This is a genomic window from Marivirga harenae, from assembly GCF_030534335.1.
GTDB lineage: Bacteria > Bacteroidota > Bacteroidia > Cytophagales > Cyclobacteriaceae > Marivirga > Marivirga harenae.
The window spans coordinates 777,840-790,678 of the sequence record NZ_CP130565.1; the positions used below are offsets into that span (position 1 = coordinate 777,840).

Here is a 12,839-nt window from a genome sequence, read left to right on the forward strand (position 1 = left end):
TCAGTATGAGCCGAAAAATCTCCTAATAAACCACTCACTAAACAGAAGTAACAGTATCAATATATAAGGAAGGAAATTTTGTTTAATCGGAATAATTTCACTTTTCCCACTCAGTACTTTTGGATAATCTTTAGAAGCTAAATAAGCTCTCAGATCTTCAATTTGTCCTGACTTATAAAACTCTCCGTCATTTTTTTGGGCTAATCTTCTTAATAAATTGAAATCAGCCTGCAAATTTTGTTTCTCAATATCAAATTCATCTACAACAAACTGACCACTAGTTTCAAAGTTCTTACCTTGAATAATTGATTTAGCGACATATGCATAAACCCCTCCTTGCAAATTTCCAATTTCAAAATCAGGCTTCAATCTATCCGGAGTAAATTGAAAATCTAAAATGCTATCATTTTCATTTCTAATAATCAGGCTTACCGGCACACCGTATATTCTGTCATACACCTCATTATACATTTCAATTTGAAATTTCACGTTTTCATTATCTGCAAAGGATTCTTTTACAGGAAACGCTTTAAACCTATCCTTTTGATTATCAGCTGTTAAATAGCGAATGGTTTTCATAACCCAATCATCAAAAAGATCAAAGGCCTGTGTATTCAAAAACTCTACCATTCTCCAAATTCTGAAATTTTGAATCATCAAAGTAGCTTGTCTTACTTCATCATCATTATAAAATACAAAAACCGGTTGTTGAGTTTTTACATTACCCACTTGCTTCATCATTAAAGCTTTTGACAAGGGATGAAATTGATGATCCGCGAAAGGCATAAAAACTGGTGGCAGTTTCCCCTGAATTTCCGTTTTTTCTGAATTCAATTCAAAGAGATCGAATTTAGAACTGAAATAAGCGAACGCCTCATCTTTTTCATTCGAAGTTCTTAAATCAACCGATCTGTTGATTTCATTATGTAATCTATAATTCAAATTTGAGCCATTGATGAACCAAAGTGGAGTTCCTGCATTTTGAAGCTTATTAATTTCAGGAATAAATACATTGGAGTTATTAGGTAAATGAAACAATATCGCTAAGTCGAAATCTTCAATACTTTCAATTGGCTTATTATCTATTCCATGAATTGACATTTTGAAATCGTAATTATCATTTTGACCAATGGAAGCAGATAAAGCCTTTATGTCTGGGTGTGGATAAGGAGCCAAAAGTAAAACCCTCTTTTTACCTTCTACGACATTTATATAGACATTTTTTGAATTGTTATTTGGATTGAATTCATTCTCTAGGGATTCAATTTCCAGACTATAGTCTTGAAATCCCGTACTCTTCGCCTCTACTAAAAACTGAACAGTTTTCAACTCTTCGTCTCCCTCAAATCGGATAGATTTTTGAGCGATTTGATTACTTCCCCTTCTCAATATCAAAATCACACTTTCTCCTGAAAATCCGTTTTGGACAAGATCTACCTCAATCGGGAATTGATTACCTTCATAAGCCACCTTATTATATCGAACTTGTTGTATGGCTATATCTTGCTTTTGAGTTGTATCACCCAAACCAACGGTGGACAATTGAAATGGGAAGGCATAATAGTCCGGTGAGATCCCCTTATTATATATTCCATCTGAAAAAAGCACCACCTCAGAAATCAATCTATTGTCTATTTTATCTGACACATTTTTGATCGCGTCATTTAATGGGCTTTCTTTTCTATAATTCCTAATACTATCGACATTAGTAAGATCATTGCCTGAAAGGCCTATTATAGGGATGGAAACACCTTTTTGTTCTTCCAAATCTTGCTTCAAAACCTTTATGGCCTGAAAATAAGCTATTGAATTCTCGGGGCTTATCCCCAAAGATTCAGAGTCATCCCATAAAAAAACAATATTTGAGTTTTCGCTATTAGTTTTTTGCACATTTATAAATGGCTCTAACAATAAATACGCAATTATAGTAACCGCCACAGCACGAAGAACGAACAAGACCTTATTCCATACCGCTTGCCAAGGGGTTTTCTTTTTACTGTACAGCAAATAAGCATATCCCAAGCCAATTACTCCAAACAAAATTAGCCAATACGGAGAATAAGTAGTGTTTAACATATCAGAAAGCCAATTTTATCATTATTAGTCATTAATAAAAGGGATTTTTAAAAGCATTTCTAATTATTAGCTCTTTGTGATTAATGATTTTCCAGACAAATAGGGAATTACATTATAAATACTTTCTTGAACACAAAATTCTATATCTTTTACCACATTTAACTTAGCCAGTCTTTTTGCATGAGAAGAATCCTTCATATAAGTCATTATGTCCTTTTTAGCTGTAATATACATAGCTTCTGCAGCTAAAGGCGCGTCACATGCATATTCAAAATCATTTTTCAATAAATGGCATAACGCGCCAGCAAACAAAGAATCCTCTAAATTAAACTTCCCTTTCCAACCCGCACATAATACTATAATATCTTCATCTTTGTTTTTAAGATAGGCTGTTATTGCACCCAAATTTAAAAAGGCTCCAATCAATATCTCTTTTGCTTCTAGGCTTTTATTGATGGCCATGGTCCCGTTGGTGGTCGTAACTGCGATCTTCTCACCCCTTACTCTTTCCTCTAAATATTCAAATGGAGAATTCCCCATGTCAAAACCTTCGGCCCTGCTACCATTTCTTTCTGCCGCAGCCAAATAACCTTCATTTTGTAAGATTTTGCATTCTTCCAAAGTGGAAACCGGCACAATTTCTTTCACTCCATTTGCAAAGCCACTTACCATGCAAGAAGTTGCTCTCAAAACATCTACCACCACCACAATTTTATTATTCAAATCATATTGATGCAATAATTCTGGTGATAAACAAACGTCTATATTCTTCATACTTTTATCTTAACTATCTTGAAATACAAAAATTGCAAAATATTTTGGATTTTGAGCTTCATGATTGATAAGTCTACAGTTCAATAGGCAAACCAATCATTTTGATTAATTTTACTTTCCATGAAAGCAATTGTATTTATTTCTTTATTTTTCTTTGTTTTGGCTTGCAGTAGACCCAAAAATGAAGAGCAATCAGAAAAAGGCAAAGAACTTATTTCATACTCCCAAAATTTAAGCATTGAAGATTTTGGCGATTTCTATAAAGTTAAAGTTATCCAGCCTGCCGCGTCAGACAGTAGTTTTTTTACTTATATTTTGTTTAGAGAAAAAAAGAGTAAACCTAGTCTTAAAGCCGATGCACATATTTCAATTCCTGTTAAGGGGCTAATTTGCATGTCCACTTCTCATTTGCCAGCATTTACTGCCTTAGGAGAAAGTAAAGTAATAGTTGGCTTTCCGGGCACAGAACACATCTATGAACATAAACTTCAAACCTTAGTGAAGAGTGGTAATTTGCAAGATGTAGGACAAAAAAGCGGCATTAATGTCGAAAAAGTACTGAGCCTACAACCCGATGTGATGATGGCCTATACAATGGGTAGCAGTATGGAGCAATTGAACCCAATTAGAAAATCAGGGATTCCCGTAATCCTCAATTCAGATTACTTAGAAAATTCGCCTTTAGGTCGAGCAGAGTGGTTAAAATTAAGTGCAATATTACTAGATAAGTATACTGAAGGTGACAGTCTATTTAAAGCAATAGAACAGAATTATCTCTCGATCAAGGGCCAAGTTGCAAATAGTGAAACCAAGTCAAGTGTCATGACAGGTTTAATGTACGGGGATGTATGGTACGTTCCGGGAGGAAAAAGTTATGCAGCCCATTTTATTGAGGATGCGGGGGCTAGTTATCTTTGGTCTTCAACTCAAAAAACAGGAAGCCTAGAACTAAGCTTTGAATCTGTATTCAATCGAGCTAAAAAAGCAGATTTTTGGATTGGAGTTGCTTCTTTCACTTCTCTGCGAAATTTGAAAAATACAAATGTTAAATACAGCTTTTTTGATGCATATCAGAAACAAAATGTATTCTCTTACACAAAAAGGGTAAATGAAAATGGTGCTAATGATTATTTAGAAACTGGGTATATGAGACCAGATTTGGTATTAAAGGATTATATTAATCTTCTGCATCCCAATTTATTAACGGATTCAACACTAACCTATTACCAACGCTTAAATCCTTGATGAAACTTTCTAAATATCAAACTGTAGCTCTGTTGATTCCACTTTTGGGGATTCTATTTGTTTTTTCAATCAGTTTTGGCTCAGTCTATATCCCATTCGAAAATATTATAGGCGTATTAGTTGGAAATATGGCACAAGACCACCCAGAATATCACATTGTTTTATCTTATCGACTGCCGAAAGCCTTAACAATAGTTTTTGCAGGAGCTGCGCTGGGTTTTTCAGGTTTGCAAATGCAAACGCTTTTCCGAAATCCATTAGCAGGTCCTTTTGTTTTGGGAATTAGTTCAGGTGCAAGTCTAGGAGTGGCAGTATTAGTGCTCCTAGGTATTGGCGTAAATGGCGCATTAGCTTCATGGGGAATGGCACTTTCTTCGATCATAGGATCATCAATTATATTGCTACTCGTTGTTTTAGTCTCCATAAGATTAAAAGACAGCATGTCCTTGCTATTAGTGGGATTGATGTTTGGCGCTTTTACTTCTGCAATTGTGAGTATCATGCAATATTTCAGCACTGCAGATGACATTCAAAATTTTCTATTTTGGACCTTTGGTGCCACGGGTAACCTTAGCTGGGGAGAATTAATGATTTTCATTCCTGTCGTTACAACAGGCCTCGTTTTAGGTTATTTGCAGGCTAAACCCCTAAATGCTTTGTTAATGGGCGAAAACTATGCGCAAAGTATGGGCTTAAAAGTTCAATTTGTAAGATTACTCTTGGTAGTATCTACAAGTATTTTGGCTGGTATAGTGACTGCCTTTTGCGGCCCTATAGCTTTTTTGGGACTTGCTGTACCACACATCAGCAGGATACTATTCAAGACGTCCAACCATTTTATATTAATTCCTGCTACTTTGTTAATAGGAGCTTGTTTGCTTCTAATTTGTGATTTAATCGCACAAGTTCCCAATTATGATCTGATACTACCCATAAATGCTGTTACCTCACTTTTTGGAGCACCGGTTGTGATTTGGTTAATTTTAAAAAGAAAAAACATCAGTAAAAATTTTGGATAAACGAGCTCACATAATGACCACATCCGACTTATCTATAGGATACAGAAGCGGTAAATCTGAAAATAGATTGATGAACAACCTCAACCTATCCATTCCAAAAGGCAAATTGATCGCTTTGCTGGGTGCAAATGGTGTTGGCAAAAGTACGCTAATACGAACCTTGGCCAATCTTCAGGCTGCATTGCAAGGAAAAGTATTTTTGAATGACAAAGAAGTCAAAAACTACACTGCAAAAAATTTTGCTAAGCAAGTAAGCCTTGTGTTGACTGATCCAATTCAAAGCGGAAATTTGAATGTCAAGGATTTGGTAGAGATGGGACGCTATCCTTTCACTAATTGGACTGGAAGGCTACAGGCTATTGATCAGGAAAAAGTGGAAAATGCCATAAATTTGTGTGCCATAGCATATTTAAAAGATGCCAATATTGCTGAAATTAGTGACGGACAATTGCAAAAAGCCATGATTGCAAGAGCTTTGGCTCAAGATGGTGAATTAATGCTTTTGGATGAACCCACTGTTCATTTAGATGCCAATAATAGATACATAGTGTTAGAGCTTTTAAGGAAACTAGTTGATGAAACACAAAAGTCGATCCTCATAAGTACCCATCAAGTAGAAATTGCATTAAAAATGGCCGATCATATCTGGCTAGCTAATTGCGGTGAAGGGATTATTTCCGGATCACCTATTGAATTGATTAAAAGTGGCGATGTAGAAAAGTCATTTCCGTACTTGAAGAAATTGAATTTTTAATGATTGTAAAAATGACATTTACCCTACAAAGAATTCGAACCCTTTTTGAAACAAAACATGATGATTTCGACTTACTGGATTAGCAAACGGCTAATTAGTGGTTATAAAGCCAAAATTATGTTCGCTCAACCAGCGTTATCTATCATTTTCGATAGCTTCCATCTTAATAAAATCCAAAAAATATCATTAATTTCGTGTTTTAACACTATCAACTAACCAGTGAAACATTTTTTTAATAAGTCTATCAGAATCAGCGAAGAGAAACATTACTTAAAAGTTGTGAGCCAAGGCGAAAGAACTCAATTCAGTGTGGTATTACAAAACGCGGAGAAAATTCATAAGGCCATTCAATCCTCCAATAAAAAACTGGTACTTTTAGATTATAGACTTACAATTTTCAAACTACCTCATAACGAAGCCTTTAATTTATTGAAGGTTTTTGAGCTCAAACTTACAGAATTTAGAGAAGTGAAAATGGCTGTAATTATCAACCCAAGAACAGAAGAAGTAGGAAGTTTTTGGGCCTCAATTTGCAGAAAAAGAGGTTTTGACTATCGGAATTTCCAAGAAGAGCAGGAAGCAGAAGCTTGGCTATTAGCTGAGAATCAAGCTGGCTGACATTCCTTGCAAATCCCATTCATCGTGTAGCTTATGCTATTAAGCTGATAGCCGTTTCCTAATTCCACATCTGGGATTTTCACGTCCTCTAAGCAAAAGGTTTGGTTGCATTCTTCACAAATAAAATGGGCATGCTTATCTTGATGTACATGTTCTGGGCAGCTATCTGAACACATAGCATAGCGCATGTTGCCATTTGGATCAGGAGTTTGATGCAAAATACCATTTTCCTCGAAGGAATTTAAAGCTCTGTAGATCGTCACCCTATCATGACTTGCTTTTAGGTTTTTCTCCAGATCATTTACAGATAAAGCATGTTTTGTACCCATAAATATTTGGAGTATTTCTATACGTATGTGCGTTTTACGCAAACCGTTAGATTTCAATATATTTTCAGCTTTAACTGCTTTTTCCATTACTTTAATTTCTATTCCAAATATCGCGAAAATTGAGGAGAATTCAAATTAACGCAATAACATTGCTTTTTCTATATATTGCTATTCAACTGCTTCTCCCTGTAGCTGCTTCTGATACAATTCCTTGTAAGGTCCAGTTTGTGCCAAAAGCTCTTTTTCAGTGCCTTGCTCAACAATTACTCCATCATCAAGCACGATGATATAATTCGCTAATTTTGCTGAACTAACCCTGTGTGAAATAATAACACTTGTCCTATCTTCCATAATTTTCTTTAAAGCATTTAAGATAGCGTTTTCAGTTTTGGTATCCACGGCTGATAAGGCATCATCCAAAATCATGATTTTCGGATCTCTGGCTATTGCCCTAGCAATTGAGACTCTTTGTTTTTGACCACCGGAAAGCGTTATACCTCTTTCACCCAATTCAGTATCATATCCATGTGGAAAATCAATGATATTACTGTGCAGATCAGCATCTTTAGAAGCTTTCAACATTTGCTCCTCAGACAACCCCCTGCTACCAAATGTGATATTATTTCGAATAGAATCTGAGAATAAAAAGACATCTTGAGGCACATAGCCAATTTGACTTCTTAAATTTTCAACTTTATAATCCGCAATTGGAACATTATCAATGGTGATTTTTCCAGCCGTGGGATCATACATTCGGGTAATCAAATTGGCTATTGTACTCTTACCTGAACCTGTCGTACCTATAACCGCCAAGGTCTCTCCCTTTTTTACTGAAAAGCTTACCTCTTTTAATGCTTTAATGCCGCTATCAGGATAGGTGAAACTTACCTTATCAAAAACGATCTCCCCAGTAATTTCCTTTTCCAGGTTCATATCAGAAACAATTTCTGTTTTGGTTTCCAAAAATTCATTGATTCGTTTTTGGGAAGCTGCAGCCCTCTGAATAATACTTGTTACCCATCCCACAGAAGTTACAGGCCAAGTCAAAAGGTTGACATAAATTATAAATTCAGCAATATTTCCTGCACTCACCGCGCCATTCATAGCTTCTACACCTCCTATGTACACAACCAAAATCACACTTAGGCCCACCATACCCATTATTAAAGGGAAAAACAAGGCTTGAATGAATGTCAATTTCAAAGCTCTGAATTTATAATTATTGGTTTCCTTAGTGAAATTCTGTAGCGAATCTTCTTCTCGAACAAATGATTTCAATACTCTAATTCCCGAAAAAGCCTCCTGTACCAAGGTGGATAGCTGCGATTGGCTTTGCTGAATTTCCTCTGAACGTTTATTGATCAAATTATTGACAAAATATATACTTATTGAAAGGAAAGGAAGTGGAATAAGTGAATACCATGTCAAGGTCGGATTCACTGAAAACATGATTGGAATTACAATGCAAAAGAGGGTGATTAAATTAACAGAATACATGATAGCAGGCCCCAGATACATCCGGACTTTACTCACATCTTCGGAGATCCTGTTCATGATATCCCCTGTATTATTCCTTCTGTAAAAGCTTAATGGTAATTTCTGATAATGATTATAGATTTCATTTTTCAAATCATACTCAATGTGTCTGGACATCACTATAATGGTCTGCCTCACTAGGAATAGAAACAAGCCTCTTCCCAGTGCTAAAAGGATAATTATTCCCCCATAGATCAAAATGGCAGAGGCGAAAATTTCATAATAATTTTCCTGCAATTCAAAGTTTTCGAACATGCGATACATCTCTATATTTTCCTTCACTATATTGAAGGCATATCGAACCACCTGAGCAGGAAATACCGCAAAAAAGTTGGACACAATCATAAAGAGAATGCCTAAAAGCAGTAAATATTTATATTTTAGTAAGTACTTATTAAGGTGCTTTAATTCTATCACGAAATTAACAACGTTTGATGAAGTAGTTGGTTCAAAGTAATTATTTGAACCAAAAAACTGTAGAATTCGAAGTGCAAATATAGTATTAGCAAATAGATTGAATTCACTTTTAAGCCAATTTATGGAAATTTTTCAAATTATTATTTGTTTGTGCTAGTAGATTAAATATTGCCAAACAAGCAAATACAAAATTTTATTTCATAAATACGCATCTTTAAAAACTATCATTTTACTTTATAGAGAGAATGCTCCAGTACTATTGGATTTATACAATTTGAATCATAATTGATTTGCATCAATAAATAAGTTAATTTTGCGACAATATTTCCCGAAAGTTAGGGAAACAGGAAACGACTTTTAGATATCAAAATTAATTCCAAGATGGTTGAATTAAATGAAAAAGAAGCCCAAAAAACATTTTCAGCATTCAATACAATCGCTGAAATGGGCCATGAACAAGTAGTTTATTGTTATGATAAACCCACAGGCCTTAAAGCCATAATTGCCATTCACAATACCATTTTAGGTCCTGCCTTAGGCGGAACAAGAATGTGGACCTATCAAAATGACCAAGAAGCTCTTATTGATGTGCTCCGATTATCAAGAGGGATGACTTACAAAGCCGCTATTTCAGGTTTAAATTTAGGAGGCGGAAAAGCTGTCATTATTGGTGACCCAAAGAATTTAAAAAATGAAGCTTTCCTAAGAAGATTCGGAAGATTTGTGGACAGTTTGAGCGGTAGATACATCACCGCTGAAGATATGAACATGAACACTTCGGATATGGTGCATATTTCTTATGAAACCGACTATGTAATGGGATTGCCTGAATCAATGAACGGAAGTGGGGATCCTTCTCCTGTTACTGCCTATGGAGTCTTTATGGGCATGAAAGCCACGGCAAAAAAAGCTTATGGTAATGATAATCTGCATGGAAAGAAAATATCGGTTCAAGGTGTTGGTCAGGTCGGGCACTATTTGGTTGATCATTTAATTGAAGACGGAGCAGAAGTCACCATTACTGATATTAATGAGAGCAATATCAAAAGAGTAACAGACAAGCATAAAGTGAAAGTGGTAAAGCCTGAAGAGATTTATGATGTGGATGCCGATATTTATGCTCCATGTGCAATGGGCGCTACTATCAATGATGATTCAATTGCGAGATTGAAAGCCAATGTAATTGTAGGTGCTGCTAACAACCAATTAGCTGAAGAAGTAAGACACGGAGAAATGCTTAAAGATAAAGGCATATTTTATGCACCTGATTTCTTGGTAAATGCAGGTGGTATTATCAATATTTTTCCAGAACTAATGAGAAACTACAACAAACCCTTGGCTTTAGAGCAAACTGAAAAAATATACGGTAAATGTCTAGAGATATTAAACAAAGCAGAAGCTGAGGGGAAAACATCTCATCAAGCCGCAATAGAAATTGCTGACAAGCGAATGGCTGACATGGGCAAAGTGAAATTAGCTTACTAAGTTTTGAATTATTAATTTTGCAAGGAAGGCAGTAATCTGTCTTCCTTATTTATTTATTATCGTTCTTTTTATTATTGATTATGCTGAACAGAAGGTCCTTAAGAATTAAAGTTATGCAAGCGCTTTATGCGGTTCAAAAATGTGAAGATGCAAATTTTGAGTTAGCGCTAGACCACATTGATGATATCTTTACTCCAGATTTGAACTCTATGGAAGTGCAGGACAAAGCGCTATTAAAACAAAATGCTAAAATTGCTAAAAAAGTATTCAAATCGAATTTCCAATCCAGACAAATTAAAGAAGAACAGGATAGCAATCCAGAGATTCGTTCAGCTGTTAGTGATGCCCTAGATTTATTTCAAACAAATGTAAAAAAAGACATCTCCTTCATTAAAAAAGATATGTTGGAAGCTGTTAATACACTACTAGAAAACTACTATCTGTCCATTAAACTTCTCGAAGAATTTTCCGAATTGGCCTTGGAGGATGTTGAGAAAAGAAAAACCAGACTGAATGACAGTGGAAAACAAGTTTTTGAAAGTGAACTGAACCTTTTTAAAAACAAGGGCATCAAGATCATTAAGGAGAATGATGCATTACAAAATGAATTTACCCGATTTGGTACTAGTTGGGAAGATGATATGTTGGATGTTCAAGAGTGGTACAGGGACATTTTAAAAAAAGCAGACTTCTACAAGGAATATGTGCTCAAAAACGAACCTTCGTTTGAAGAAGATGTAGAAACTTTAGATAAAATTACTCGTCAGGTGATTTTGAAAAGTGAGGCCATTACCAATTTTATGGCAGAACGAGATTTGTACTGGGAAGAAAACAAATCTGCTTTGAAATCAATGTTAAAGAAAAGCATCAAATCCTTGGATGAAATGACTCAACATATTGAATTAATAGAACTTTCTGCCAATTGGGAAGAAGATAGCGAATTCTTCAAAAATCTATTTCAAGAAACGATTGTAAATAATGAAGAATATGAAAAAATAGTCTCCGATTTTGCAAAAAACTGGGCCACCGATCGAATAGCTGTTGTAGATATGATTATATTAAAAATGGCTGTGGCAGAAATGCTTAATTTCCCAAGCATACCTGTAAAAGTGACAATAAATGAGTATATTGAACTTTCCAAGAATTATAGTACGCAAAAAAGCAAGCAATTTGTTAATGGCTTATTAGATAAAATCTCAATAAGTTTAGAGAAGGAAGACAAAATCAAGAAAAGTGGTAGAGGTTTGATTGACAACAAATAACTTCACCACACTAATTGCGTAAAAACCAAAAAACTTTGATTGTACATTTGAATCATTTTATATGTGCAGTATATTTGACAGCTAAAGGAAAAAATTATGAGTAAAGGAAGTAACTTATTTGCATTTTTAGCAGGAGCAACTGCAGGAGCAATTGTTGGAATCTTGTACGCACCTGACACTGGTGTGAATACTAGAGATAAACTGACTTATCGTCTAGGTAAATATAAAGAAATGTTGGAAGATTTACTTAATGACATTTCAGAAGGAGAAGATTTAGGTTTGAGCACGGCCAGAAGTGATGGAGAAAAAGTGGTAAGTTCTGCGAAAAAAAAAGCAGAACAGTTATTGACTGATGTTGATGCACTGCTTGGGCAAATCAAAAGCAAAGACGAAAAAACTAAATAAATTTCAATTAATTAATATAACTCAATTATGAAAAGATTAATATATGCTATTTTCGCAATAGGATTATTGTCATTCACCGCATGCAATGGTGATCTAGAAAAAAGAGTGACCGATTTAGAAAGAAGGGTTGCTGCTTTAGAAGGAAATGGTGGCAGTACTGCTTCCAACAGTCCAGCTGTCCAGATGGCTAATCAAAGTACTTCTCAAGTCAAATCGACTTCCAATGAAAAGCCAGAAGGGCCATTGCCTAAAATGGAATTTTCTGAAAAAGTACATGACTTTGGTAGAATTACAGAAGGCGATGTAGTAACTAAAGTGTTTACGTTCAAAAATACAGGAGAGGCTCCGCTGATCATCTCAAATGCGACTTCTTCTTGTGGATGTACAGTACCTTCATATACTGAAGAGCCAATAGCTCCTGGTGAGGAAGGCGAGCTAGAAGTAAAATACAACTCAAGAGGTAAAAAGAATCAGGATAACAAAGTTGTCAGAGTTACAGCTAATACTTGGCCTGCAACAAATAACATTACAATTAAAGCATTTGTAGAACCTAAGGCTGACAATACAAGTGCTGGACCCATAAAACAATAATTATTAATGATACAATTTATTATAGCACAAGCCACTACAGGTGACGATAGCGCTTGGATGAGCCAATTACTTTTATTTGGCGGTATAATTTTAGTTTTCTATTTCTTTATGATCCGACCACAGCAAAAAAAGCAGAAAGATCAAAAGAAATTTATTGCTGAAATTAAAAAAGGAGACAGCGTGGTAACCATTGGTGGACTTCATGGAAAGGTTTTTCAAGTGGAAGAAGATAAAATCATTCTTGAGATAGACAAAGGAACAAAAATGATTTTTGAAAAATCTGCTGTATCGTTAGAGCAAAGCAAAAAACTTCAAGAGAAATAATTTA

Annotated in this window: 13 protein-coding genes; 9 read left to right on the forward strand and 4 right to left on the reverse strand. The window is 35.2% G+C overall.

Annotated features, from left to right (window positions below; translation table 11 throughout):
* Entirely contained in the window at positions 1–2,076 is a 2,076-nt protein-coding gene (locus Q3Y49_RS03305) for a hypothetical protein (protein WP_303270818.1), read from the reverse strand.
* A 66-nt stretch (positions 2,077–2,142) separates the two neighbouring features.
* Positions 2,143–2,850: a 2-phosphosulfolactate phosphatase gene (locus Q3Y49_RS03310; RefSeq protein ID WP_303270819.1), complete on the reverse strand. Its 708-nt coding sequence runs from the start codon at positions 2,848–2,850 to the stop codon at positions 2,143–2,145.
* Between the two features lie 120 nt (positions 2,851–2,970).
* Here Q3Y49_RS03310 and Q3Y49_RS03315 point away from each other — a divergent pair, with 120 nt between their 5' ends.
* The 4 genes from Q3Y49_RS03315 to Q3Y49_RS03330 all read left to right on the forward strand — a co-directional run bounded on the left by Q3Y49_RS03315 (position 2,971) and on the right by Q3Y49_RS03330 (position 6,486).
* Positions 2,971–4,095 (forward strand): ABC transporter substrate-binding protein, encoded by a 1,125-nt coding sequence (locus tag Q3Y49_RS03315; RefSeq protein WP_303270820.1) that lies wholly within the window; start codon positions 2,971–2,973, stop codon positions 4,093–4,095.
* Complete coding sequence (locus tag Q3Y49_RS03320) at positions 4,095–5,114, forward strand: iron chelate uptake ABC transporter family permease subunit (protein WP_303270821.1); 1,020 nt, start codon at positions 4,095–4,097, stop codon at positions 5,112–5,114. Before Q3Y49_RS03315 ends, Q3Y49_RS03320 begins: the two co-directional genes overlap by 1 nt.
* 13 nt (positions 5,115–5,127) lie before the next feature.
* Positions 5,128–5,868 carry an ABC transporter ATP-binding protein gene (locus tag Q3Y49_RS03325; protein ID WP_303270822.1) on the forward strand — a complete coding sequence of 247 codons (741 nt, stop codon included), beginning with the start codon at positions 5,128–5,130 and terminating at the stop codon, positions 5,866–5,868.
* Between the two features lie 219 nt (positions 5,869–6,087).
* The gene (locus Q3Y49_RS03330; RefSeq protein ID WP_303270823.1) at positions 6,088–6,486 is read left to right on the forward strand and encodes a hypothetical protein; all 399 of its coding nucleotides are present in this window, start codon (positions 6,088–6,090) and stop codon (positions 6,484–6,486) included.
* Here Q3Y49_RS03330 and Q3Y49_RS03335 read toward each other — a convergent pair.
* Positions 6,474–6,902 (reverse strand): Fur family transcriptional regulator, encoded by a 429-nt coding sequence (locus Q3Y49_RS03335; protein WP_303270824.1) that lies wholly within the window; start codon positions 6,900–6,902, stop codon positions 6,474–6,476. The two genes, Q3Y49_RS03330 and Q3Y49_RS03335, sit on opposite strands and share 13 nt — an antisense overlap.
* Positions 6,903–6,983: 81 nt before the next feature.
* On the reverse strand, positions 6,984–8,768 hold the full coding sequence (locus Q3Y49_RS03340) for an ABC transporter ATP-binding protein (protein ID WP_303270825.1): 1,785 nt from the start codon (positions 8,766–8,768) through the stop codon (positions 6,984–6,986).
* Between the two features lie 381 nt (positions 8,769–9,149).
* On the opposite strand from Q3Y49_RS03340, the gene Q3Y49_RS03345 reads away from it, so the two are divergent.
* From Q3Y49_RS03345 to yajC, 5 genes are all read left to right on the forward strand, one after another.
* Positions 9,150–10,253 (forward strand): Glu/Leu/Phe/Val family dehydrogenase, encoded by a 1,104-nt coding sequence (locus tag Q3Y49_RS03345; protein ID WP_303270826.1) that lies wholly within the window; start codon positions 9,150–9,152, stop codon positions 10,251–10,253.
* A 113-nt stretch (positions 10,254–10,366) separates the two neighbouring features.
* Positions 10,367–11,515 carry a transcription antitermination factor NusB gene (nusB, locus tag Q3Y49_RS03350; protein WP_303270827.1) on the forward strand — a complete coding sequence of 383 codons (1,149 nt, stop codon included), beginning with the start codon at positions 10,367–10,369 and terminating at the stop codon, positions 11,513–11,515.
* Positions 11,516–11,611: 96 nt separating this feature from the next.
* Entirely contained in the window at positions 11,612–11,920 is a 309-nt protein-coding gene (locus Q3Y49_RS03355; protein WP_303270828.1) for a YtxH domain-containing protein, read from the forward strand.
* A gap of 27 nt (positions 11,921–11,947) precedes the next feature.
* Positions 11,948–12,511 carry a DUF1573 domain-containing protein gene (locus Q3Y49_RS03360; protein ID WP_303270829.1) on the forward strand — a complete coding sequence of 188 codons (564 nt, stop codon included), beginning with the start codon at positions 11,948–11,950 and terminating at the stop codon, positions 12,509–12,511.
* Positions 12,512–12,517: 6 nt separating this feature from the next.
* Positions 12,518–12,835, forward strand: a complete 318-nt coding sequence (gene yajC, locus Q3Y49_RS03365) for a preprotein translocase subunit YajC (RefSeq protein WP_303270830.1) — start codon at positions 12,518–12,520, stop codon at positions 12,833–12,835.
* The last annotated feature ends 4 nt before the right edge of the window (positions 12,836–12,839 follow it).

Bases quoted from the DNA above. Each gene is read 5' to 3' on its own strand.
- Q3Y49_RS03305 (WP_303270818.1), bottom strand. From the start codon at position 2,076: ATGTTAAACACTACTTATTCTCCGTATTGGCTAATTTTGTTTGGAGTA.
- Q3Y49_RS03310 (WP_303270819.1), bottom strand. From the start codon at position 2,850: ATGAAGAATATAGACGTTTGTTTATCACCAGAATTATTGCATCAATAT.
- Q3Y49_RS03315 (WP_303270820.1), top strand. From the start codon at position 2,971: ATGAAAGCAATTGTATTTATTTCTTTATTTTTCTTTGTTTTGGCTTGC.
- Q3Y49_RS03320 (WP_303270821.1), top strand. From the start codon at position 4,095: ATGAAACTTTCTAAATATCAAACTGTAGCTCTGTTGATTCCACTTTTG.
- Q3Y49_RS03325 (WP_303270822.1), top strand. From the start codon at position 5,128: ATGACCACATCCGACTTATCTATAGGATACAGAAGCGGTAAATCTGAA.
- Q3Y49_RS03335 (WP_303270824.1), bottom strand. From the start codon at position 6,902: ATGGAAAAAGCAGTTAAAGCTGAAAATATATTGAAATCTAACGGTTTG.
- Q3Y49_RS03345 (WP_303270826.1), top strand. From the start codon at position 9,150: ATGGTTGAATTAAATGAAAAAGAAGCCCAAAAAACATTTTCAGCATTC.
- nusB (WP_303270827.1), top strand. From the start codon at position 10,367: ATGCAAGCGCTTTATGCGGTTCAAAAATGTGAAGATGCAAATTTTGAG.
- Q3Y49_RS03355 (WP_303270828.1), top strand. From the start codon at position 11,612: ATGAGTAAAGGAAGTAACTTATTTGCATTTTTAGCAGGAGCAACTGCA.
- Q3Y49_RS03360 (WP_303270829.1), top strand. From the start codon at position 11,948: ATGAAAAGATTAATATATGCTATTTTCGCAATAGGATTATTGTCATTC.
- yajC (WP_303270830.1), top strand. From the start codon at position 12,518: ATGATACAATTTATTATAGCACAAGCCACTACAGGTGACGATAGCGCT.